This is a genomic window from Streptomyces sp. NPDC040545, assembly GCF_055595065.1.
The window spans coordinates 466670-484750 of sequence record NZ_JBVIWA010000001.1 but is presented as its reverse complement, the minus strand read 5'-3'; the positions used below and the strand labels follow the sequence as shown (position 1 = coordinate 484750).

The 18081-nt window shown below is 70.2% G+C and carries 23 protein-coding genes; 8 read left to right on the top strand and 15 right to left on the bottom strand.

Translation table 11 applies throughout. The features are described 5' to 3' along the window. The first annotated feature begins 49 nt into the window (after positions 1 to 49). A complete protein-coding gene (locus ACZ573_RS02380; protein ID WP_351159803.1) occupies positions 50 to 628 on the top strand; it encodes a TetR/AcrR family transcriptional regulator in 579 nt (192 codons plus the stop codon). Between the two features lie 51 nt (positions 629 to 679). On the opposite strand, the gene ACZ573_RS02375 is transcribed toward ACZ573_RS02380, so the two are convergent. Next, positions 680 to 1090: a nuclear transport factor 2 family protein gene (locus tag ACZ573_RS02375; RefSeq protein WP_471297926.1), complete on the bottom strand. Its 411-nt coding sequence runs from the start codon at positions 1088 to 1090 to the stop codon at positions 680 to 682. 107 nt (positions 1091 to 1197) lie between these two features. Here ACZ573_RS02375 and ACZ573_RS02370 point away from each other — a divergent pair, with 107 nt between their 5' ends. The 3 genes from ACZ573_RS02370 (at position 1198) to ACZ573_RS02360 (ending at position 2789) form a co-directional block, all read left to right on the top strand. Continuing rightward, positions 1198 to 1725, top strand: coding sequence for a TetR/AcrR family transcriptional regulator (locus ACZ573_RS02370; RefSeq protein ID WP_471297923.1), 528 nt, complete (start codon positions 1198 to 1200; stop codon positions 1723 to 1725). Between the two features lie 94 nt (positions 1726 to 1819). Beyond that, positions 1820 to 2293: a carboxymuconolactone decarboxylase family protein gene (locus ACZ573_RS02365; RefSeq protein ID WP_150258987.1), complete on the top strand. Its 474-nt coding sequence runs from the start codon at positions 1820 to 1822 to the stop codon at positions 2291 to 2293. A gap of 157 nt (positions 2294 to 2450) precedes the next feature. Next, positions 2451 to 2789 (top strand): SCO4225 family membrane protein, encoded by a 339-nt coding sequence (locus tag ACZ573_RS02360; RefSeq protein ID WP_471297920.1) that lies wholly within the window; start codon positions 2451 to 2453, stop codon positions 2787 to 2789. On the opposite strand, the gene ACZ573_RS02355 is transcribed toward ACZ573_RS02360, so the two are convergent. Beyond that, the gene (locus tag ACZ573_RS02355) at positions 2786 to 3337 is read right to left on the bottom strand and encodes an ATP-binding protein (protein WP_471297917.1); all 552 of its coding nucleotides are present in this window, start codon (positions 3335 to 3337) and stop codon (positions 2786 to 2788) included. The two genes, ACZ573_RS02360 and ACZ573_RS02355, sit on opposite strands and share 4 nt — an antisense overlap. A gap of 237 nt (positions 3338 to 3574) precedes the next feature. Here ACZ573_RS02355 and ACZ573_RS02350 point away from each other — a divergent pair, with 237 nt between their 5' ends. Both ACZ573_RS02350 and ACZ573_RS02345 read left to right on the top strand, forming a co-directional pair. Beyond that, positions 3575 to 4426 carry a helix-turn-helix domain-containing protein gene (locus tag ACZ573_RS02350; RefSeq protein ID WP_471297914.1) on the top strand — a complete coding sequence of 284 codons (852 nt, stop codon included), beginning with the start codon at positions 3575 to 3577 and terminating at the stop codon, positions 4424 to 4426. A gap of 10 nt (positions 4427 to 4436) precedes the next feature. Further along, complete coding sequence (locus ACZ573_RS02345) at positions 4437 to 4634, top strand: hypothetical protein (protein WP_471297911.1); 198 nt, start codon at positions 4437 to 4439, stop codon at positions 4632 to 4634. 39 nt (positions 4635 to 4673) lie between these two features. On the opposite strand, the gene ACZ573_RS02340 is transcribed toward ACZ573_RS02345, so the two are convergent. The 13 genes from ACZ573_RS02340 to ACZ573_RS02280 form a co-directional block, all read right to left on the bottom strand. After that, the gene (locus tag ACZ573_RS02340; protein WP_471297908.1) at positions 4674 to 5312 is read right to left on the bottom strand and encodes an OmpA family protein; all 639 of its coding nucleotides are present in this window, start codon (positions 5310 to 5312) and stop codon (positions 4674 to 4676) included. A 4-nt stretch (positions 5313 to 5316) separates the two neighbouring features. Continuing rightward, positions 5317 to 5856: a hypothetical protein gene (locus ACZ573_RS02335; protein ID WP_471297905.1), complete on the bottom strand. Its 540-nt coding sequence runs from the start codon at positions 5854 to 5856 to the stop codon at positions 5317 to 5319. A gap of 72 nt (positions 5857 to 5928) precedes the next feature. Continuing rightward, complete coding sequence (locus ACZ573_RS02330; RefSeq protein ID WP_471297902.1) at positions 5929 to 6561, bottom strand: pilus assembly protein TadG-related protein; 633 nt, start codon at positions 6559 to 6561, stop codon at positions 5929 to 5931. Continuing rightward, positions 6558 to 6758 carry a hypothetical protein gene (locus tag ACZ573_RS02325; RefSeq protein WP_471297900.1) on the bottom strand — a complete coding sequence of 67 codons (201 nt, stop codon included), beginning with the start codon at positions 6756 to 6758 and terminating at the stop codon, positions 6558 to 6560. Before ACZ573_RS02325 ends, ACZ573_RS02330 begins: the two co-directional genes overlap by 4 nt. 110 nt (positions 6759 to 6868) lie before the next feature. After that, positions 6869 to 7555, bottom strand: a complete 687-nt coding sequence (locus ACZ573_RS02320; RefSeq protein ID WP_471297897.1) for a response regulator — start codon at positions 7553 to 7555, stop codon at positions 6869 to 6871. A 3-nt stretch (positions 7556 to 7558) separates the two neighbouring features. After that, positions 7559 to 8452: a DUF5936 domain-containing protein gene (locus tag ACZ573_RS02315; protein WP_471297894.1), complete on the bottom strand. Its 894-nt coding sequence runs from the start codon at positions 8450 to 8452 to the stop codon at positions 7559 to 7561. 16 nt (positions 8453 to 8468) lie between these two features. Continuing rightward, positions 8469 to 9407 (bottom strand): type II secretion system F family protein, encoded by a 939-nt coding sequence (locus ACZ573_RS02310; RefSeq protein ID WP_471297891.1) that lies wholly within the window; start codon positions 9405 to 9407, stop codon positions 8469 to 8471. After that, positions 9404 to 10747 carry a CpaF family protein gene (locus ACZ573_RS02305; protein ID WP_301366960.1) on the bottom strand — a complete coding sequence of 448 codons (1344 nt, stop codon included), beginning with the start codon at positions 10745 to 10747 and terminating at the stop codon, positions 9404 to 9406. Before ACZ573_RS02305 ends, ACZ573_RS02310 begins: the two co-directional genes overlap by 4 nt. Further along, positions 10744 to 11112, bottom strand: coding sequence for a TadE/TadG family type IV pilus assembly protein (locus tag ACZ573_RS02300; protein ID WP_471297888.1), 369 nt, complete (start codon positions 11110 to 11112; stop codon positions 10744 to 10746). The genes ACZ573_RS02305 and ACZ573_RS02300 overlap by 4 nt, the downstream gene beginning before the upstream one ends. A gap of 1 nt (position 11113) precedes the next feature. Further along, positions 11114 to 11482, bottom strand: coding sequence for a TadE/TadG family type IV pilus assembly protein (locus ACZ573_RS02295; protein ID WP_471297886.1), 369 nt, complete (start codon positions 11480 to 11482; stop codon positions 11114 to 11116). A gap of 3 nt (positions 11483 to 11485) precedes the next feature. Next, positions 11486 to 12760, bottom strand: a complete 1275-nt coding sequence (locus ACZ573_RS02290) for an AAA family ATPase (RefSeq protein ID WP_471297884.1) — start codon at positions 12758 to 12760, stop codon at positions 11486 to 11488. Positions 12761 to 12767: 7 nt separating this feature from the next. Continuing rightward, a complete protein-coding gene (gene cpaB, locus ACZ573_RS02285) occupies positions 12768 to 13469 on the bottom strand; it encodes a Flp pilus assembly protein CpaB (protein WP_471297881.1) in 702 nt (233 codons plus the stop codon). 48 nt (positions 13470 to 13517) lie between these two features. Next, positions 13518 to 14420: a hypothetical protein gene (locus ACZ573_RS02280; protein WP_471297879.1), complete on the bottom strand. Its 903-nt coding sequence runs from the start codon at positions 14418 to 14420 to the stop codon at positions 13518 to 13520. 436 nt (positions 14421 to 14856) lie between these two features. Between ACZ573_RS02280 and ACZ573_RS02275 the strand changes: the two genes are divergently transcribed. Then, complete coding sequence (locus tag ACZ573_RS02275) at positions 14857 to 16560, top strand: chitinase (protein ID WP_471297876.1); 1704 nt, start codon at positions 14857 to 14859, stop codon at positions 16558 to 16560. Between the two features lie 124 nt (positions 16561 to 16684). After that, positions 16685 to 18022, top strand: coding sequence for a M14 family metallopeptidase (locus ACZ573_RS02270; RefSeq protein ID WP_471297873.1), 1338 nt, complete (start codon positions 16685 to 16687; stop codon positions 18020 to 18022). Positions 18023 to 18081 lie beyond the last annotated feature (59 nt).

Here is an 18081-nt window from a genome sequence, read left to right as displayed (position 1 = left end):
CGGTAGACCCGCAACTAGCCGGGCGTCAAGTAAGTAATTGGGGAGAGCCATGTCCAGCAGCAGTCCGCAGCGACGCCGTGGCGACACGCGCCAGCGCATCCAGGACGTCGCACTGGAGCTCTTCGCCGAGCAGGGGTACGAGAAGACGTCGCTGCGCGAGATCGCGGAGCGGCTGGAGGTCACGAAGGCGGCGCTGTACTACCACTTCAAGACCAAGGAAGACATCATCATCAGCATCTTCGAGGACCTGACGCGGCCCATCGACGAGCTGATCACGTGGGCGGAGGGCCAGCCGCGCACCCTGGAGACCAAGCGCGAGGTGCTGCGCCGCTACAGCGAGGCGATGGCGGGGGGCGCCGTGCTGTACCGCTTCATGCAGGAGAACCAGGCGACGACGCGCGAGCTCACCATCGGCGAGACGGTCAAGAAGCGGCTCTTCACCCTGGTGGAACTGCTCCGCACGCAGGACGGCCCACTGACGGACCAAGTCCGCTGCGTCAGCGCGCTGTTCACGCTGCACGCCGGGATGATGTTCCTCCAGCACGTCGAGGGCAACCCGGAGGAGACCCGCCTCGCGGCCCTGGAGGTCGCCACGGACCTCATCACCCAGGCCCACCACGAGGCGTAGCGCCCCTGCCCTGGCCTGCCCTGCCCTGCCCTGTCGGCCGGCCGGACCGGCTCAGACGAGGCGGCGGTCCCCGGCGGCGATCGGTACGTCGTTGATGCTCGCCTCGCGCCGCCTCATCAGGCCGTCGTCGTCGAACTCCCACTGCTCGTTGCCGTGGCTGCGGAACCACTGGCCGGCGGCGTCGTGCCACTCGTACTCGAAGCGGACGGAGATGCGGTTGCCGGTGAAGGCCCACAGCTCCTTGCGGAGCCGGTAGTCGAGCTCGCGCTCCCACTTGTGGGCGAGGAACTCGCGGATCTCGGCGCGGCCGGTGAGGAAGCGGTCGCGGTTGCGCCAGACCGAGTCCTCCGTGTACGCGAGGGCGACGCGCTCGGGATCACGGCTGTTCCAGGCGTCCTCGGCGGCCTGGACCTTGGCGCGGGCGGACTCTTCGGTGAAGGGCGGCAGGGGCGGACGTGTCACGGCGGAACCTCCGGAGGGGAGAAGGGCGAGAACGAGCGTTCTCTTCGCCGCCCACCGTACGAGAACGAACGTTCTCGCCGCAAGGCGAAACGGGCTACCCTGCCCTCATGGACGATGAAGAGGCACGGACCCGACTGCTCGACTCGGCGGAGGAGCTGTTCTACCGGCACGGCATCCAGGCCGTCGGCATGGACCGCATCCGTACCGCCTCCGGGGTCCCCCTCAAGCGCCTCTACCGCGTTTTCCCGGCGAAGGAGTCCCTGGTCACGGCCTACCTGGAACGCCGCGACCGGCGCTGGCTGGACTCCCTGCGCACCGCGGCCCTCACCCCCGCGCAGCCGCGGGCCCGCGTGCTCGCGGTCTTCGACTGGCTGGCGGACTGGTTCACCGAGCCCGACTTCCGGGGCTGCGCGTTCCTCAACGCGTACGGGGAACTGGGGGCGGCAGCCCCGGAGATCGTCCGCATCCACAAGGCGGAACTCCACGCCCTGCTTGCCGGCCTGACCGCCGACCCCGCCCTCGCCGACCGGCTCCTGATCCTGACCGAGGGGGCGACGGCGGTGGCCGCACTCACCCCCGGCCCGGAGCCGGCCCACCGGGCCCGGGAGATCGCGGAGCTCCTCCTGGCGAAGTGACGCAGGTCACGTCGCACGATCCCGTGGGACTGTCACATCCGGGCCGCGTTTTCCGTCAGAGCTGTGTAACCGTCGGCACAGCGAGGAGATCACGATGGAAGCGCGTCTCAACTTCTACGGCAACGCGGTCGCGACCAAGTTCGCCCGGTACATCAACTCCGCGGGCAAGGTCATCTCGGACTCCACCCTGCCGCACGCCACGCAGGAGCTCGTGAAGCTCCGGGCCAGCCAGATCAACGGCTGCGGGTTCTGCACCGACATGCACTTCAAGGACGCCTCGCACGCCGGGGAGGACCCGGTGCGGCTGAACCTGGTCGCGGCCTGGCGCGAGGCGAAGGTGTTCACCGACGCCGAGCGGGCCGCCCTGGAACTGACCGAGCAGGGCACCCGCATCGCCGACGCGGCCGGCGGCGTCACGGACGAGGCGTGGGCCGACGCCGCCAAGTACTACGACGAGGACCAGCTGGCCGCACTGGTCACCCTCATCGCACTGATCAACGCGTACAACCGGATGAACGTGATCGTCCAGCAGCCGGCGGGCGACTACCAGCCGGGCCAGTTCGGCTGATCCCGCACACGGGTCCGGCCCTCACCGGGGAGGGGCCGGACCCCGCGCACCGCACCACACCGTTCCGCTCCGCGCACATCCTGGGTACGGGTACTCACGACAAGAACCCGCGGCGTTCCCGACCATGGAGTCGGTCCACACACCCTGGGGGAACCTGATGACCGCACGGATGCTCGGCCGCCTGACCTTCGCGAACCCCGCTTCGGCGATCTACCTGGGTCTCGTCGGCGTCGCCGTGGCCATCGCGACGGCCGTCACGCTCTTCGCCCCGGACCCCGGCTTCGTATGGGTGCTGCCCGCCCTGTGCGCGTTCCCGCTGTTCCTCTTGGTGGCGCTGGCCCACGGCATGGCGCCCGGAGACGGCGCGCCCGCGACGTGGCTGTTCGTCACCGAGCTCGTCCTGTGCGTACTGGCCCAGTCGCTCGTCCTCGGAACGATCGTGGAAGCCTCCCGCGGCCGCCTCCGCCGCGGCACGCCCCGTACTCCGGCCAACTAGTCGGACGCCGCGGGCAAGCGGGAGGCAGTCTCCTCCTTCAACTGCCGGGCGACGTGGCCGAGGTACGCAGTGGCCCCTGCCCTCGGCAAGGCCGCCCAGGTCCGGGTCCCACCGCCGCGTTCGCGGGACTCCCCGAAGCCCCAGGCCCCGCCGCACGAGCGCACCACAGCCGCCATCAGCCGCAGCGCCGCGCGCCGTCGGGCCTCGCAGTGGGCGGCGAGGCGGGGGTGCGCGTGGGGGGCGTGCCCGTCGTAGGCGGTGAGGCGGAGCGCGTCGTCGCGGTACCGGACGGACAGGTACAGACTCCGCCCCGGATCCAACATCCAGGCGGCGGCGACCAGTTCCCCGGTCACCTGCACGGCGGCGGGCTCCAGGGGATCGAGCCGGTACGCGCGCAGGACGGCACGTACGGCGGCCCGCGCGACCTGGGCACCGAGCGGCTCCCCGGGCACGGTGAGGCTGCACGCGAGCGTGTCGAGCGCGGGCGGCTCGCCGACGGGGGGCTCGGGCGGAGACACCGGGCAGGCGGTGAAGGGGTGGACGGACATCGCGGACTCCCTGAGGTCGGAGGTGACTACGGCGAGTTCGACGCGCACGGATGGCTGACGCGGGGCCCGGGAGCGTGGCTCGTCGCCGAGGCCCGAGGCATGCTGCGGCGATGCACTTCAACTCCCATGCGTGAGCGGTGCGTCACTTAATGTAGGTGATGCGGGCACAATTGCACCCCTGATCCCGAAAATTGCCGGACCTTCGTCAGGCGGCACCGCAACCGGCAGACTGCAGGCATGACAGCCAGGACTTCCCCGACGGCACGACAGCGGCGTGTGGGCTCGGAGTTGCGCCGCATGCGCGCCGCGGCAGACGTCTCCGCCGAGTCGGCCGCCGGGGTGCTCAACGTCAGCCGCTCACAGCTGTCCGCGATCGAACAAGGCCTACGGGCCGTCAGCACGGAGCGGCTGCGCACCCTCGCGAGCCACTGCGGCATGACGGACGAGCTGTACGTCGCAGGCCTGGCCACTCTGGCGCATCCGCCGGAACGCGGCTGGTGGGAGGCCTACCGGGGAACGATTCCGGCCGGGCTACTGGACGTCTCCGAGCTGGAGTGGCACGCCACGCGTCTGCACACGGTACAGACGGTGCACCTTCCAGGGCTGCTGCACCAGGGCACCTACGCCCGAGCTGTTTTCGGCTCCGTGATCCCGGCACTCCCGGCATCCGAGGTCGAACTGCGGGTGGCCCACCGCATGCAGCGGCAGCGGGTGCTCGAAGGCGACCGCGCCCGGCCGTACACGGGGTACGTACACGAGGCCGCCCTGCGCATGCAGTTCGGCGGCCGCCGGGCCACCCGGGAGCAGCTGGAACACCTGTGCACGGTGTCGGAGCGGGACAACATCACGCTGCGCGTGCTGTCCGTGGAGGCCGGGGCCTTCCCCGGCGCCGGCCACGCGATGCTCTACGCCGAGGGCCCCGTGCGCCTGCTCGACACGGTGCAGCTGGACTCGGCGCACGGCCCGGATTTCACCCACGACGCGTCACAGCTCGCGAAGTACCGTTCCCATCTCCGTTGGATGGACCAGCACGCGCTGTCCGAGGACGCGTCCCGCGACTTCATCCACACGATCGTCCGCGACCTTTGAGGAGCCACCTATGGCCGACGTCACCTGGGAAGACCCGTACTGCGGCGAAGGAAACAACTGCTACCGAATAGGGGTGGACGGGGACGGCAACAGCTACATCGCCGTCGCGGGCGCGGAAGCCACGTACCTCACCGACTCGGCGGACGCACTCCGCCAGCTGATCCGGGACATCAAGGCGGGCAAGGCCGACCACCTGCTGGCCGACTGAGGCCACAACTGCGGCTGCTCTCCGGGGTAGTCGTGCGCGTCATCCGCCCGTGCTGCGGGGGAAGGTGATCTCGACGCGGCGGTTCTTCTTGCGGCCTTCCTCCGTGCTGTTGTCGGCGATCGGATAGTCCTCGCTGTAGCCGCGGACGTCGAAGACGACGTTCGGATCGGTGACGGTCTTGGCCAGCTCGGCCTGCACGGCATCGGCGCGCTGCTTGGACAGTTCCTTGCCGTGCTCGTAGCTGCCCTGGTCGTCGGTGAACCCGAAGACGCGGATGCGGGTCGCCTTCTGCGTGTTGATCTCGTTGGCGATGGCCTGGATCCGGGCGGCGGCCTGCGCGTTGAACACGGCGCTGTTCTCCGGGAACAGCACCTCCGACTGCAGCGCCATCATGACGGTCTGATTGGTCTCCTGCCGCCGCTGCTCCCCACCGAGGTCCTCGACGACCTCGGCGATGTCGAGCACCTTGATGGGCGCGAGCGTCCCACCCTGCGGGATCTTCAGCCCGGGGGCGTTGGAGTCGATGGCGACGGGAGCGGAGGCGGATGGCTCGGTGCCGGGTGGTACGGACGGCTTGACGCCGTCGGCATGGGCGGCCGCCGCACCCACTGATTGAACGCCGGCAATGACGAGCCCGACGACGGCTGTTGCGGAGAGGACGCGGTGGCGTTTGGTCATGGGGTCACCCGGAGAGTTTGACGGTCGCCGTGGCGAAGGTGGGGAGGCTGAGGTCCACCTCAACGGTGCTGGTCGGAGGAGCGGGGAACTGCGCGAAGAACGGCATGGTCTGCCCGGCTTCGATGATGTTCAGACCAGTCGTGCACAGGCACCGGCCATCGGTGTCCCTGAGCACGTAGTACCGCTTCTTGCCGACCTTGTCGACCAAGGTCACGCCGGCCACGGATACTCCACTGGAGTTCAGCTCGTTGCCGCGCCAGGGCGCGGTGTTCACGTACGCGGCACTGCCGGTGTTCTTCAACTGCCCTTCGACGGTGAGGAATCCTCCGGCATCCCGGGCGGCCTTGTTGATCGTCAGCACCATGCCCGCCTCGCCGTTCACCGTGGCGATGACCTGAGCCGGCGGGGCATCGGCGCTCTTCACCGCCCCGGACGGGGACGTCTCACCAACGTCCTTCGGCTTCGCCGACGTCGACGCAGCAGGCTTGTCCGACTTACCCTCACCCCCGCACCCGGTCAGGGCAAAGGCCAGGACCGCCACCATCCCCACAGCCACCTTCCCGTGGGCCGCGCGCCGCCGAACACTCATGTACTTGGCTTCCTTGTCTCTCGGTCGTCAGTCGATCAGGCGTATGTCGAACAGAGCCGCAGCCAGCGAACGCCATGCGCGCGGTCGGGCGGGGTCGTAGTCCACGACGACCCCCTTGCTGCAGGAGAACTTGATCGGCCCCGGCGGCTCCGGTGCCGGTGTCGGCGCCGAGCCGCCGCCGCTCCCCGACCCCCCAGGTTGGACGTGACAGCGAGGAATGATCTCCGCTCTCGCATCCGCTTCGCCGTGCTTTCCGCTCGTTCCGGGGACGACAGAGTCCCCCACCGTTCCGTTCGTCCTCGACCGGACGCTGAACCGGGTGCCCGACCGCTCGCACGTCACCGTCGCCTCGTTCATGGCGGCGAAGTCCTGCGCAGCCGCACAAGCGTCTCCGTACGGGTCGAACCGATTGCCCAGCAGGACCTGTTCCCACTCCTCAGGCGAAAGGGTGGTGAGGTCGAGGCCTGGCACCAGGGTGTCTCTGGCCTCGCGCGCCGCCGCGAGTGCGGCGGCGTCCGCAGCTCCCTGTGCATCGCTGCGGACGATCGCCGCCTTGCCTATGGTGAAGTACGCCAGAGCAGCAAAGAGGAGACCCGCTACGACTACGGCGTAAATGGGGAAGGCCTGCCCGCGGTCACCGCCGAATCGACGCCATATCACTTGCCTGCCGTGATGCTCGCGACGGCAGCAGTGATCTTCGTAGTAATGGCCTGGCCGATGCCGGTACCGATGATCGCTCCGATGATCACGACGACCACCAGAATGATCCCCAGATACTCGAATGCCGTCTGGCCTCGATCCCTCGCGCCCTTGCCTTCGTACCGCTCGCGCATCCTCGCCACGGTGTTCTGCAACATGGGGGTTCCCTCCCGGGCCGGTACCGGTGTCGATCTGCGGACGGTACGGCGAGTCACCAGTCGTCACCAAGGGTCCCGGGACCCAATTACGGACCCACTGCGCACTCTGTCTACCCATGACCGGTCACTCCTGGACGGGCGGTTCCCAGCCAGCGGGCTATCGCCTCGCTGCGCGTCGCACTCTGGAGCTTCGCGAAGATGCGGTTGATGTGGTTCTTGACCGTCTTCTCGCTGATGAAGCAGGCCGCCGCGATCCGCTGGTTGCTCATCCCGGACGCGATCAGATCCATGATCTCCACCTCCCGGGAACTCAGCCCGAAGACAACAGAGTTGTGCATCCGCTCAGAAGACTGTGCCACAACTCGTTGCGGATGCGAAGAGGCCCGGAGCTCCGCGAGCAGCGCGCTCGCCGCCGTCGGCGTGAAGTGGGGGCGGCCCAGTGGGACGTCGCGTACCGCCCTCAGCAGGTCCTCCGCCGTGAACTCGCCGTGCACCAGGTAGCCGCCGGCACCCAACGACAGGGCCTCGCAGATGATTTCGGCTTCCCTGCTGTACGTCAGCATCAGTACGGGAGCCAGCCGCACCAGGTGCGGCAGCGCGGAGATGCCGTCCACGCCCGGCATCCGGACGTCCAGCAGGATCACGTCCGGGGCGTGCCGGCGGGTCAGGCTCAGGGCTTCGCGGCCGTCCGCCGCCTCGGCGATGACGTCGAGGTCCTCGGCCGTGCGCAGGATCGCCGCCAGGCCCGCCCGGATGACCGGGTTGCCGTCCGCGATGAGCACGCTCAGCCGGGCCATGGCTCAGCCACCCCCGAACAGCGCGCCGAAGTCGACGTTCGCGCCGTACACGAAACCGCAGACGAGCAGGATCAGCGTGCCCGGCAGCATGAACATGGTCACGGCGAACGTCGCCTTGGGGACGGCCCGGGCGGCGCGGCGGCGGGCGTTCTGGGCGTCCGTGCGGCGCATGTCCTCGGCGATCGCGATCAGGGTCTCGACGATCGGCGAGCCGAGCTCCTCGCCCTGCTGCAGGGCCGTCACGAACTGCGCGACCTGTTCGCTGTCGTTGCGGCGGCGCAGCTCGTCGAAGGCCTGGCGGCGGCTGACGCCCATGTTCATCTGCTGCAGTGTGATGCGGATTTCGTCGGCCCAGGGGCCTTCGTACTTCTCCGCCACCCGCTCCAGCGCCTGCCGGAAGCCCAGCCCGGCACTGACGACGACCGCGAGTACGTCCAGGAAGTCCGGCAGGGTGCGTTCGATGTGGTCGCGGCGGACCCGGATCGCCGACCACAGGCCGGCCTCGATCCAGAACAGGCCGAAGGCCACCATGAGGAGTGCGGCGACCAGCTGCCCGTTGATCAGCATCGAGAAGGCGCCGAGGGCGCCCAGGGCCCCGTACACCGCCCGCCGGGCCGCGTAGCGGTCGATCGTGAGGCCGGCCGGGTTGCCCGCCATGTCGATCTGGCGGCGCTTGCGGGCCACCCGCGCCGGCCCCATCAGGCGCAGCACAGCCGGGGCCCAGCGGATGCCCATCCGGTCCACCAGGGAGCCGACCGCCGTCGTACGGGTGGCACCGACCTCCAGGGCGAGCGCGAGGTCCGTGGGCAGCTTCACGTCCGCGCGGTAGAGGCGGATGCCGTGGAACGCGCCGAGGACCGACAGGGCCACGGCCAGTGCGAGAAGGAGTCCGGTCATCGTCCCGTCCGCCCCCTCACACGTCGATCTTCGACAGGCGGCGGATGAGGATGAACCCCAGGGCGAAGAGGCCGAGGGCGATGAGTACGGCCGTCTGGCCGATGAACGCGCCCGTCATCCGGTCCAGCGCGCCCGGCATCATCAGGTCGACCAGCAGCAGGGACCCGAGGCCGATGGCGGGGACCAGGTACGCCGTCACCGTCACCTGGGACAGCTGGGTACGGATCTCCCTGCGGGTCTCCTTGCGCTGCTCCAGCGTCACCGTGAGGTTGCGCAGGCTGTCGACGATCGCGCCGCCCGCGCGGGCGGACAGGACGAGTGTGGAGACGAGGACGACCAGTTCCCGGGAGGGCAGGCGCTCGGTGAGTTCGCCGAGGGAGTCGTCGATCGAGTGGCCGACGGCGAGCCGGTCGGCGACGCGTGCCAGTTCCTCGCCGGCCGGTGCCTCCAGCTCCTCGGCGGCGATGCCGATGGCCGTACGCAGCGCCAGTCCGGCCTGGGTGGCGTTGGCGAGGATGCGTGCCAGGTCCGGGAGTTGGTTGATGAACCGTTCCGTGCGGCGCGCCCGCTGCCAGTTGAGGAAGGCGTTCGCCGCCCAGATGCCGATGGCACCCGCCACCGGGCCGAAGAACGGTGCGAGGAGGGAGGAGGCGATCAGCCAGACCCCCGCGATCGAACCCAGCATGTAGACGAAGAACTCGCCGGGGGTGAGGTCCAGGCCGGTGGTCGCCAGCTTCAGCTCGATCCGGCGGCCGAGCTTCGTCTTGCGCAGCCGCCGGTCGACCGCCGGGAAGCGGCGGCGCCGGCCGGCGGGCTCCGGGACACCGCTCGCCGAGAGGCGTTCGATGAGGGCGGCACGCTGGGCGCGGCCGGCCATGTACGCCTGGAGGCCGGCGACGACCAGGACGCAGGCGAGCAGCGTGGCGCCGAGGGTGGCGAGGATGAGTGGGTTCACAGGGCGGTCCGTGTGATGCGGGCGGTCAGGGGGTCTTCCGGCGCGACCCCGAAGGCCTGCGGGATGGGCTGGTTGTTCATGTAGAGGCGTTCGGCGATCCGGCGGGGCAGCGGGTAGTACTCGAAGTAGCCGCGGACGCGGCCGTCCGCCCCCATCGGCTGGGCTCCGAAGCGGCAGACCGTGGTGATCCGGAAGGGCTCGCGGCCGTGCGATTCGAGGACGGAGATCTCGGTGATGCGGCGCGAGCCGTCGCCGAAGCGCGTCAGCTGGACGATGACGTTCACGGCGCTGTTGATCTGGTCCTGCAGGGCCTCGAAGGGGATCTCGACCTCCGACATGGAGGCGAGGGTCTGCAGGCGCATCAGGGCGTCCGAGGAGCTGTTGGCGTGGACGGTGGCCAGGGAGCCGTCGTGGCCGGTGGACATCGCCTGGAGCATGTCGAGGGTCTCGCCGCCGCGGACCTCGCCGACGATGATGCGGTCGGGTCGCATGCGCAGGGAGTTGCGGACCAGGTCGCGGATGGTGATCTGGCCCTTGCCCTCCACGTTCGCGGGGCGGGATTCGAGGCGGATGACGTGGGCCTGCTGGAGCTGGAGTTCGGCCGAGTCCTCGATGGTGATGATGCGTTCGCCCTCCGGGATCAGGCCGGAGAGTGCGTTGAGGAGCGTGGTCTTGCCGGTGCCGGTGGCTCCGGAGACGATCACGTTCATCTTCGCCGCGACCAGACCGGAGAGCAGGAGGAGCATCTGCTCGTCGAGCGAGCCGAGCGCGATCATCTCGTGCAGGGTGAAGGCGCGCGGGAAGCGGCGGATGGTGAGGGTGGCGCCGGTCAGGGAGAGCGGCGGAATGATGACGTTGACGCGCTCGCCGCTGGGGAGGCGTGCGTCGACCATCGGGTTGGCCTCGTCCACCCGCCGGTTGACGGTGGAGACGATGCGCTCGATGGTCTGCATCAGCTGCTCGTGCGAGGCGAAGCGGATGGGGAGCTGTTCGACCCGGCCGGCGCGCTCCACATAGATGTGGTCGGGGCCGTTGACCATGATCTCGGAGATCGAGGCGTCTTCGAGGAGCGGTTCGAGCACGCCGAGGCCGAGGGCCTCGTCGACGACGCGGCGGATCAGCTGGGCGCGCTCGACCGTGGAGAGGACGGGGCCTTCGCGGCTGATGATGTGGCCGAGTACGCGCTCCAGGCGCGCCCGGCGCTCGGCGGGCGCGAGCGCGGACATCTCGGCGAGGTCGATCTCCTCCAGCAGCTTGGCGCGGTAGGAGGAGACGAGCCGTCCGTCCTCGCGCGGGCTGTGGCGGTCGTCGGGGGTGTTGACCCTGGAACGCAGGCTCATGGTCCGGTCACCTTCGGGTCGTCGTTGGGCATGACCGCCGTCGCCTTCGCCGGTTCGGGCTTCAGCCCGGGAATGATCGAGTTGATCCGGATGGTCACGGTCGCGGTCACCGCGTCGCCTTCTCCGTCCACGATGACGGTCGCGGGGAGCCCTTCGCGGATGGCGGCGTATCCGGCGGCCTCTCCCCGGCCCTTGTGCCGGGCCTCCACCCGGGCCGCCGTACGGGCGGCCGTGTCGGCCTGTTCGTGGACGTACCCCACCCAGCCCAGCTGGATCCCGCAGAGGGCGACGAACAGCAGGATCGGTACGAAGCCGATGTACTCGATGGCCACCTGGCCCCGGTCGGAGCGCATGCGCCGTCTCACGTCACTTCGCCTCCCTCTCCATCGCCGCGCCGCCGGTGCCTTCGATCCGGTCGAAGCTGAGGCCGGGGAAGAGGATCGGGACGCCCAGGCTGACCTTCGCCCGGTAGATGTCCCCGGACGCGCCGCAGTCCACGTCGAGGCCCCACGCCTCCCCGATGTGCTCCTTCGCGGCCGCGACGCAGGCCGCTTCGCCCTTCACCGCCCCCGCCCGCGCCGCCTCGTCCGCCGCGTTGCCCGCCAGCGAGAAGGCGTACCCGATCAGTACGCACTCCCACACCGCCGCCACGAGCAGCAGGATCAGCGGCACCGTGCCCACGAACTCGATCGCCACCTGGCCCCGGTCCCCGCGCCCCGGTCTGCGGGCGGGCATGTGTCAGCCCTCCCGGCCGCGGCGCAGGCGGGCCACCGGGCCCGTCGCGCGGACCGCGAGCGAGGCGCCCGGGGCGGTGGCGGCGGACGGGGCGGGGTCCGGGGTCGACAGCAGGCCGAGTTCGCCGGCCAGGGTCCACAGAGCCTGTTTGACCGTCGAGCGGTTGTCGAGGTCCTGCACGCGGCCCGCGTCGACCACGGCCTGGAGTTCCTTGAACGCGGCCGGGACCGGGGTGCGGGTGGCGCGGGTCTTGGTGATTTTCTCGATCAGGGCGGGCTGGATCTCGGTGTGCTTGCTCCAGCGGTTGACGACCATCGCCGTGTCCTCCGCCTTGCGCACCTGGAGCCGTTCCCACATCCGGACCATGCGCTTGGCCGCCCGTACCGCGACCACGTCCGGGGTGGTGACCAGCACCGCCACGTCCGCCATCTCCACGGCCGCCGCGTTGGCCCCGGTGACCTGGGTGCCGCAGTCGACGACGACGAGTTCGTAGCGGCTGCGCAGGGCTCCGACGATGTGCCGGGCGGCCCGGTCGTCGACCTCCTCGCCGCGTTCCCCGTCCGCCGGGGCGAGGAGCAGCGCGAGGCCCGAGGCGTCGTCGTAGACGGCGTCCTGGAGGACCCGCGGGGAGATGTCCTGGATCCCGGCGAGGTCGGCGATGGAGCGCCGGAACTGCACGTCGAGGTACGAGCCGACGTCGCCCGCCTGGAGGTCCAGGTCGACCAGTGCGGTACGCCGTCCCGAGGCGGCCGCGGCCAGCGCGAACTGCACGGCGGTGAAGGTGGTGCCCACGCCGCCCTTGGCCCCGGTGACGGTGACCACCCGGCCGCCCGGGCCCGTGAACACGTCGGCGGCGGCGCCCCCGCCCAGGTGGCGGCGTACGCCCACGGACCACTGGGCGGCGGCCTGGACGCGGGCGGCGAGTTCCTCGTAGGAGAGCGGGAGGCCGATCAGGCCGCGGGCGCCCGAGTCCATGGCGGCGGAGAAGAGCCCCGGGCCGGCGTCCGAGGAGACCAGGACGACGCCCACCGCCGGGAAGCGCAGGGCGACCTCCCGGATGAGCTCCAGGGCGGGCACCGGGCCGATCCGCTCGTGGACGAGGACGACCTCGGGGAGTTCGTCGATGGAGTCGGCGGCGAGCCGGGCGAGGGTGTCCAGGAGCGTGGTCGCGTCGGGGACGGGGGCGGCCGGCTCGGCGGCCGGGAGCTGGCTGAGCAGTGTCACGATGGCGCGCGCGGCGTCCGGGTCGCCGACCGCGGGGAGGATTCGGGTGGTCATCCGGGCCTCACCTGTCCCCGTCGAGGGTGTACGTGCGGTCGCCCGGGGCGGGCGCCGAATCGGTGCCGGGGGCCACCAGGGCCAGGCGTACGTGCTCCGCGAAGGACTCGGCGTACGCGACGCGCTGGGTGTCCTTGGTGCTCAGGGCGAAGGTGATCGGGACGGCCTCGGCGGGGCCCTTGCGGTCGCTGTCCCTGTCCAGGGCGGTGAGCTTGCCGACGCCCAGGACCCGGGCGTTGGCGACGATGATCACCGATCGCGAGGGCTCGGTGTCCTTGGCGCCCTTGAAGGTGGCGAGGATGTTGACCTTGGCGCCGGAGGTGATCTTCCCGGCCACGCCCGTGGCCGCGTCGATCATGATGGCGATCTCCTGCTCACCGGGCTGGAGCTGCGGCCGGTCGACGAACATGTCCGACTGGAGCAGCGAGCCCTTCTTCAGCGTGGTGAGGGCGATCTTGTCCTTGAGTGCGCCGAGGTCGGTGACGGCGGTGCCGGAGAGCCACCGCTGGGGGATCCTGACCTCCTCGAACTGCCCGGCGGCCAGTGGGCTGTACGGGGCTATGTCGCCCTTGGCCCGGTACGCGACGACCTCGGCGCCGACCTTGGAGTTGACGTCGCCGATCACCACGAGGACTCCGGCGAAGGCCCCCAGTGCGCACAGGACCGACAGGAGCAGGAGGATGACGCCGCGGCGCTGGCGTGAGTTCATGGGCCTTACCTACCTCGCCGTTCTTCATTCATTCGTGCGTTCGAGTGATCAGGGTCTGGAACGGGCGGTGCTCGCGGGCGGCGGCGGTGCGGTGAGCGGTGCCGCGCAGAAGCCGCAGCGGTCGCCGATGAGTTCGAGGCCGCACCAGCGGCACTCCTCCCGGCGGACCGAGGCGACGAGCTGGTAGAGCACGGACAGGTCCGGGATGCCGGCGGCGAACTCGACGAGTTTCGGGGTGCCCCACCAGCCGGGGGACGCGGCGGGCAGCGGGTTCTCCAGGACGCCCTGGACCTGCCAGGCGGGGGCCAGTTCGGCGGTGACCCAGTCGGAGGTGAGCTGGCCGCGGGCGAAGGTGAGGTGCGTGGCGAACTCGGGGCCGGCCGGCAGCACCGCGCTGCGCGGGCCGTGGGCGCCGCCCTGGGATCCGCCGCCGCTCAGTTTCGCGAGGTGCGGTTTCGGGTGGGCCATGACGGCGAACTGCGTGCTCGGCGACCAGGACCTGGCGTGCGCCCCCAGTCCGACCGGGACCCGGACCCGGTCGAGTTTGGCGACCGAGCCCAGCAGGGCGCCCGCGTAGATGTAGTGGGACAGCAGCCGGGCCGCGGAGGCGATGATTCCGGGGCTGAAGTCGCAGACGCTGAGCTGGCGCAGCTGACGGGCCAGCAGGGCGGTTCCCAGCGGCGGCAGATCGATGCCGAGGAGCGCGATCCGGTCGGTTTCCAGGATGGCGCGTACGGTGTGCAGGCGCTGGACGGTGGAGCGCGGGAGCCAGGGCGGTACGAGGGCCACGAGGTGGCCGTGCCGCTCCAGCAAGGCGCCCGTCTCGGCGAGCGCGGACTCCAGGTCGAGCTGCTCGGGCGGGTGCAGTAAGGCGGCCCCGGGCGTGTGCCGGTCAGGGGCCGGAAGTACCAGATCGGCGCTGGTGACAGCGATGGCGGTCGGCACGCGCATTCCCCCGTTCCCCCCACGTACGCCCCGTACGTACGCCCCGTACGCCGCGGGCACTTCACGTGCCCGGCGCGCGCTCGGAACAGACCTGGCACGGACCTGACGCGGACTCGACGCGGATTCGATACGGACTTCCCGCGTCCGCGCAGACGCCGCGCGACCGCATCCGATCGACCCGCTCCCCCCTTGCCCCAGCACCATATCCGCGTCACCCCTGACGGGGCAGGGCCTTGAAGATTCCCGTGCTACCAGCACATGTCACAGGTGGCGGAAACCCGGACAACAGGGATCGCATAGCGGGCCATTTCAAGCCACATCGCGAAGACTCTTGACACAGGGATTGGTCTGGACCAACTTGGCAGCCAACGCCTTGAGTCGGACCCACCCCACCCGGTCCGCCTCTCCCCACACCCCTCTTCCTCCCCCCACCGGAGCCCACGTGAACCGCATACGCTCCCTCGCCCTCCCCATCGCCGTCACCCTGGCCGCGGGCGCCCTGTCCGCCCTCGCCGCCGGTACCGCACAGGCCGCCGACGTGAACGTCGCCCGCAACGGCGGCTTCGAGTCGGGCCTCGCCAACTGGTCCTGCACCGGCGGAACCGGCGCCTCCGTCTCCTCGCCCGTCTACGCCGGATCCGGCGCCCTGAAGGCCACCCCGGCGGGCCAGGACAACGCCCGCTGCAGCCAGACCGTCACGGTCAAGCCGAACTCGACCTACACGCTGAGCACGCAGGTCCAGGGCAGCTACGTCTACCTCGGCGCGACCGGGACCGGCACCCAGGACGTCTCCACCTGGACACCCGGGTCGGGCGCCGGCTGGCAGAAGCTCTCCACCACCTTCACCACCGGCCCCGGCACCACCCAGGTCACCGTCTACACGCACGGCTGGTACGGCCAGCCCGCCTACGTCGTCGACGAGTTCAGCGTCTTCGGCCCGGACGGCGGAGGCGGCACCGACCCCGGCTCGTCGGTCCCCGGCGCCCCGGCCGGGACGGCCGTTTCCGGCCAGAGCGCCGGCGCCCTCACCCTTTCGTGGAACGCGGTCAGCTCGGCCACCGGCTACTACGTGTATCAGGACGGCGTCCGCGTCAAGACCGTGACCGGCGGCGCCGCCTCCACCCAGATCACCGGGCTCGCGGCCTCGACCTCGTACTCCTTCCAGGTGAGCGCGTACAACGCGGCGGGCGAGGGCCCGAAGTCCGCCCCGGTGACCGGCACCACCACCGGCACCGACCCGGGTCCGGGCCCCGGCCCGGGCGTCCCCAAGCACGCCCTGACCGGCTACTGGCAGAACTTCAACAACGGCGCGACCGTCCAGAAGATCTCCGACGTCCCGGCGCAGTACGACATCATCGCCGTCTCCTTCGCGGACGCCACCACCACGCCCGGCGCCATCACCTTCAACCTCGACTCGGCCGGCCTCGGTGGCTACACGGTCGCCCAGTTCAAGGCCGACATCGCCGCGAAGAAGGCGGCCGGCAAGTCGGTCATCCTCTCGATCGGCGGAGAGAAGGGGACCATCTCGGTCAACGACTCGACCTCGGCGAACAACCTCGCGAACTCCGCGTACGCCCTGATGCAGGAGTACGGGTTCACCGGGATCGACATCGACCTCGAGAACGGCCTGAACCCCACCTACATGACGCAGGCCCTGCGCTCGCTGTCGTCAAAGGCCGGCCCCTCGCTCGTCATCACCATGGCCCCGCAGACGATCGACATGCAGTCCACGCAGGGCGGCTACTTCAAGACGGCGCTGAACATCAAGGACATCCTCACCGTCGTCAACATGCAGTACTACAACAGCGGCTCGATGAACGGCTGCGACGGCAAGGTCTACTCGCAGGGCTCGGTGGACTTCCTCACCGCGCTCGCCTGCTTCCAGCTGGAGGGCGGCCTCGACCCCTCGCAGGTGGGCATCGGCGTCCCGGCCTCGCCCAGCGGCGCGGGCAGCGGCTACGTGTCCCCGGCCGTCGTCAACAACGCCCTGGACTGCCTGACCAGGGGAACGAACTGCGGCTCCTTCAAGCCGTCGAAGACCTACCCGGGTCTGCGCGGCGCGATGACCTGGTCGACCAACTGGGACGCCAAGGCGGGTAGCGCTTGGTCGAACTCGGTGGGTCCCAAGGTCCACGGGCTCCCGTAGGCGGTACGTGTAGGGGTGGCCGGATCGGTACGGCCTGCACAGCGTGTCCTTGACCGGGACATGCCACGAGAGCACGCTGTGCGCGTCCGCACGGCTACCCCACACTCCCGACCCAGGAGAACGCATGCGGCTCCATACCCGCCGGAGGGCCGCCCTCACGGCGGCCCTGCTGGCGCTCGCGCTGGGCGCACCCGCCTACGGCATGAGCGCGACGGCTTCCCCTCCGCCCACCCCTTCGACCGCCACCCAGGACGAGGCCATCGTCCAGTACCGGATCCACGGCCCCTCCACCGCCACCGACCGCACCGCCCTGCTCCGTACGGGCGTCTCGATCGACGAGGTCGACGACCACACCGTCGTGGTCAGCGCCGACACCATGCAGGCCAAGAAGCTCAAGGAGCTCGGCTACAAGCTGACCGCCCTGCCCGGACCCCCGGACCGCTCGGTGCCCGGCATCGCGGCGAGCCCGATGGACTTCCCCTCGGCGGACTCGAAGTACCACAACTACGCCGAGGCGACGGCGGAGATCAACCAGCTCGTCGCGCAGTATCCCGCGATCGCGAGCAAGCAGGTGATCGGCAAGTCGTACCAGGGCCGGGACATGTTCGCCATCAAGATCAGCGACAACGTCGCGACGGACGAGGCCGAGCCCGAGGTGCTCTTCACCGCCCACCAGCACGCGCGTGAGCACCTGACCGTCGAGATGGCGCTGTACCTGCTCAAGGAGTTCACCTCCAAGTACGGCACCGACTCCCGGGTCACGGGCGCCGTCAACGGCCGCGAGATCTGGATCGTCCCGGACCTCAACCCGGACGGCGGCGAGTACGACATCGCCACCGGCTCCTACCGCTCCTGGCGCAAGAACCGCCAGCCGAACTCCGGCTCCTCCTACGTCGGCACGGACGAGAACCGCAACTGGAACTACAAGTTCGGCTGCTGCGGCGGCTCCAGCGGCAGCAAGAGCTCCGAGACCTACCGGGGCGCCTCCGCCGAGTCGGCGCCCGAGGTGAAGGTCGTCGCGGACTTCGTCCGCAGCCGGGTCGTCGGCGGCAAGCAGCAGATCAAGGCCGCCATCGACTTCCACACCTACAGCGAACTCGTCCTGTGGCCCTTCGGCTGGACCTACAACGACACCGCCCCGGGCCTGACCGCCGACGACCTCGCCGTCTACAAGAAGATCGGCACCAGCATGGCGGCGAGCAACGGCTACACGCCGGAGCAGTCGAGCGACCTGTACATCACGGACGGGACGATCGACGACTGGCTGTGGGGCAACCAGAAGATCTTCGCCTACACCTTCGAGATGTACCCGGAGAGCGGCGGCGGCGGCTTCTACCCGCCGGACGAGGTCATCGACCGCGAGACCGCGCGCAACAAGGACGCGGTGCTCCAGCTGCTGGAGAACGCGGACTGCATGTACCGCTCGATCGGCAAGGAGGCCCAGTACTGCGCGGCGCCGTGACCGGCTGACCGTGTGAAAGGGGGCGCCCCGCCGCCAGGGGGGCGCCCCGCCCGCGCGTC

Excerpts from the sequence above, each read along its gene's own strand:
- ACZ573_RS02380 (WP_351159803.1), top strand. The coding sequence starts at position 50 with ATGTCCAGCAGCAGTCCGCAGCGACGCCGTGGCGACACGCGCCAGCGC.
- ACZ573_RS02370 (WP_471297923.1), top strand. The coding sequence starts at position 1,198 with ATGGACGATGAAGAGGCACGGACCCGACTGCTCGACTCGGCGGAGGAG.
- ACZ573_RS02365 (WP_150258987.1), top strand. The coding sequence starts at position 1,820 with ATGGAAGCGCGTCTCAACTTCTACGGCAACGCGGTCGCGACCAAGTTC.
- ACZ573_RS02360 (WP_471297920.1), top strand. The coding sequence starts at position 2,451 with ATGACCGCACGGATGCTCGGCCGCCTGACCTTCGCGAACCCCGCTTCG.
- ACZ573_RS02355 (WP_471297917.1), bottom strand. The coding sequence starts at position 3,337 with ATGTCCGTCCACCCCTTCACCGCCTGCCCGGTGTCTCCGCCCGAGCCC.
- ACZ573_RS02350 (WP_471297914.1), top strand. The coding sequence starts at position 3,575 with ATGACAGCCAGGACTTCCCCGACGGCACGACAGCGGCGTGTGGGCTCG.
- ACZ573_RS02345 (WP_471297911.1), top strand. The coding sequence starts at position 4,437 with ATGGCCGACGTCACCTGGGAAGACCCGTACTGCGGCGAAGGAAACAAC.
- ACZ573_RS02340 (WP_471297908.1), bottom strand. The coding sequence starts at position 5,312 with ATGACCAAACGCCACCGCGTCCTCTCCGCAACAGCCGTCGTCGGGCTC.
- ACZ573_RS02335 (WP_471297905.1), bottom strand. The coding sequence starts at position 5,856 with ATGGTGGCGGTCCTGGCCTTTGCCCTGACCGGGTGCGGGGGTGAGGGT.
- ACZ573_RS02325 (WP_471297900.1), bottom strand. The coding sequence starts at position 6,758 with ATGTTGCAGAACACCGTGGCGAGGATGCGCGAGCGGTACGAAGGCAAG.
- ACZ573_RS02320 (WP_471297897.1), bottom strand. The coding sequence starts at position 7,555 with ATGGCCCGGCTGAGCGTGCTCATCGCGGACGGCAACCCGGTCATCCGG.
- ACZ573_RS02315 (WP_471297894.1), bottom strand. The coding sequence starts at position 8,452 with ATGACCGGACTCCTTCTCGCACTGGCCGTGGCCCTGTCGGTCCTCGGC.
- ACZ573_RS02305 (WP_301366960.1), bottom strand. The coding sequence starts at position 10,747 with ATGAGCCTGCGTTCCAGGGTCAACACCCCCGACGACCGCCACAGCCCG.
- ACZ573_RS02295 (WP_471297886.1), bottom strand. The coding sequence starts at position 11,482 with ATGCCCGCCCGCAGACCGGGGCGCGGGGACCGGGGCCAGGTGGCGATC.
- ACZ573_RS02290 (WP_471297884.1), bottom strand. The coding sequence starts at position 12,760 with ATGACCACCCGAATCCTCCCCGCGGTCGGCGACCCGGACGCCGCGCGC.
- cpaB (WP_471297881.1), bottom strand. The coding sequence starts at position 13,469 with ATGAACTCACGCCAGCGCCGCGGCGTCATCCTCCTGCTCCTGTCGGTC.
- ACZ573_RS02280 (WP_471297879.1), bottom strand. The coding sequence starts at position 14,420 with ATGCGCGTGCCGACCGCCATCGCTGTCACCAGCGCCGATCTGGTACTT.
- ACZ573_RS02270 (WP_471297873.1), top strand. The coding sequence starts at position 16,685 with ATGCGGCTCCATACCCGCCGGAGGGCCGCCCTCACGGCGGCCCTGCTG.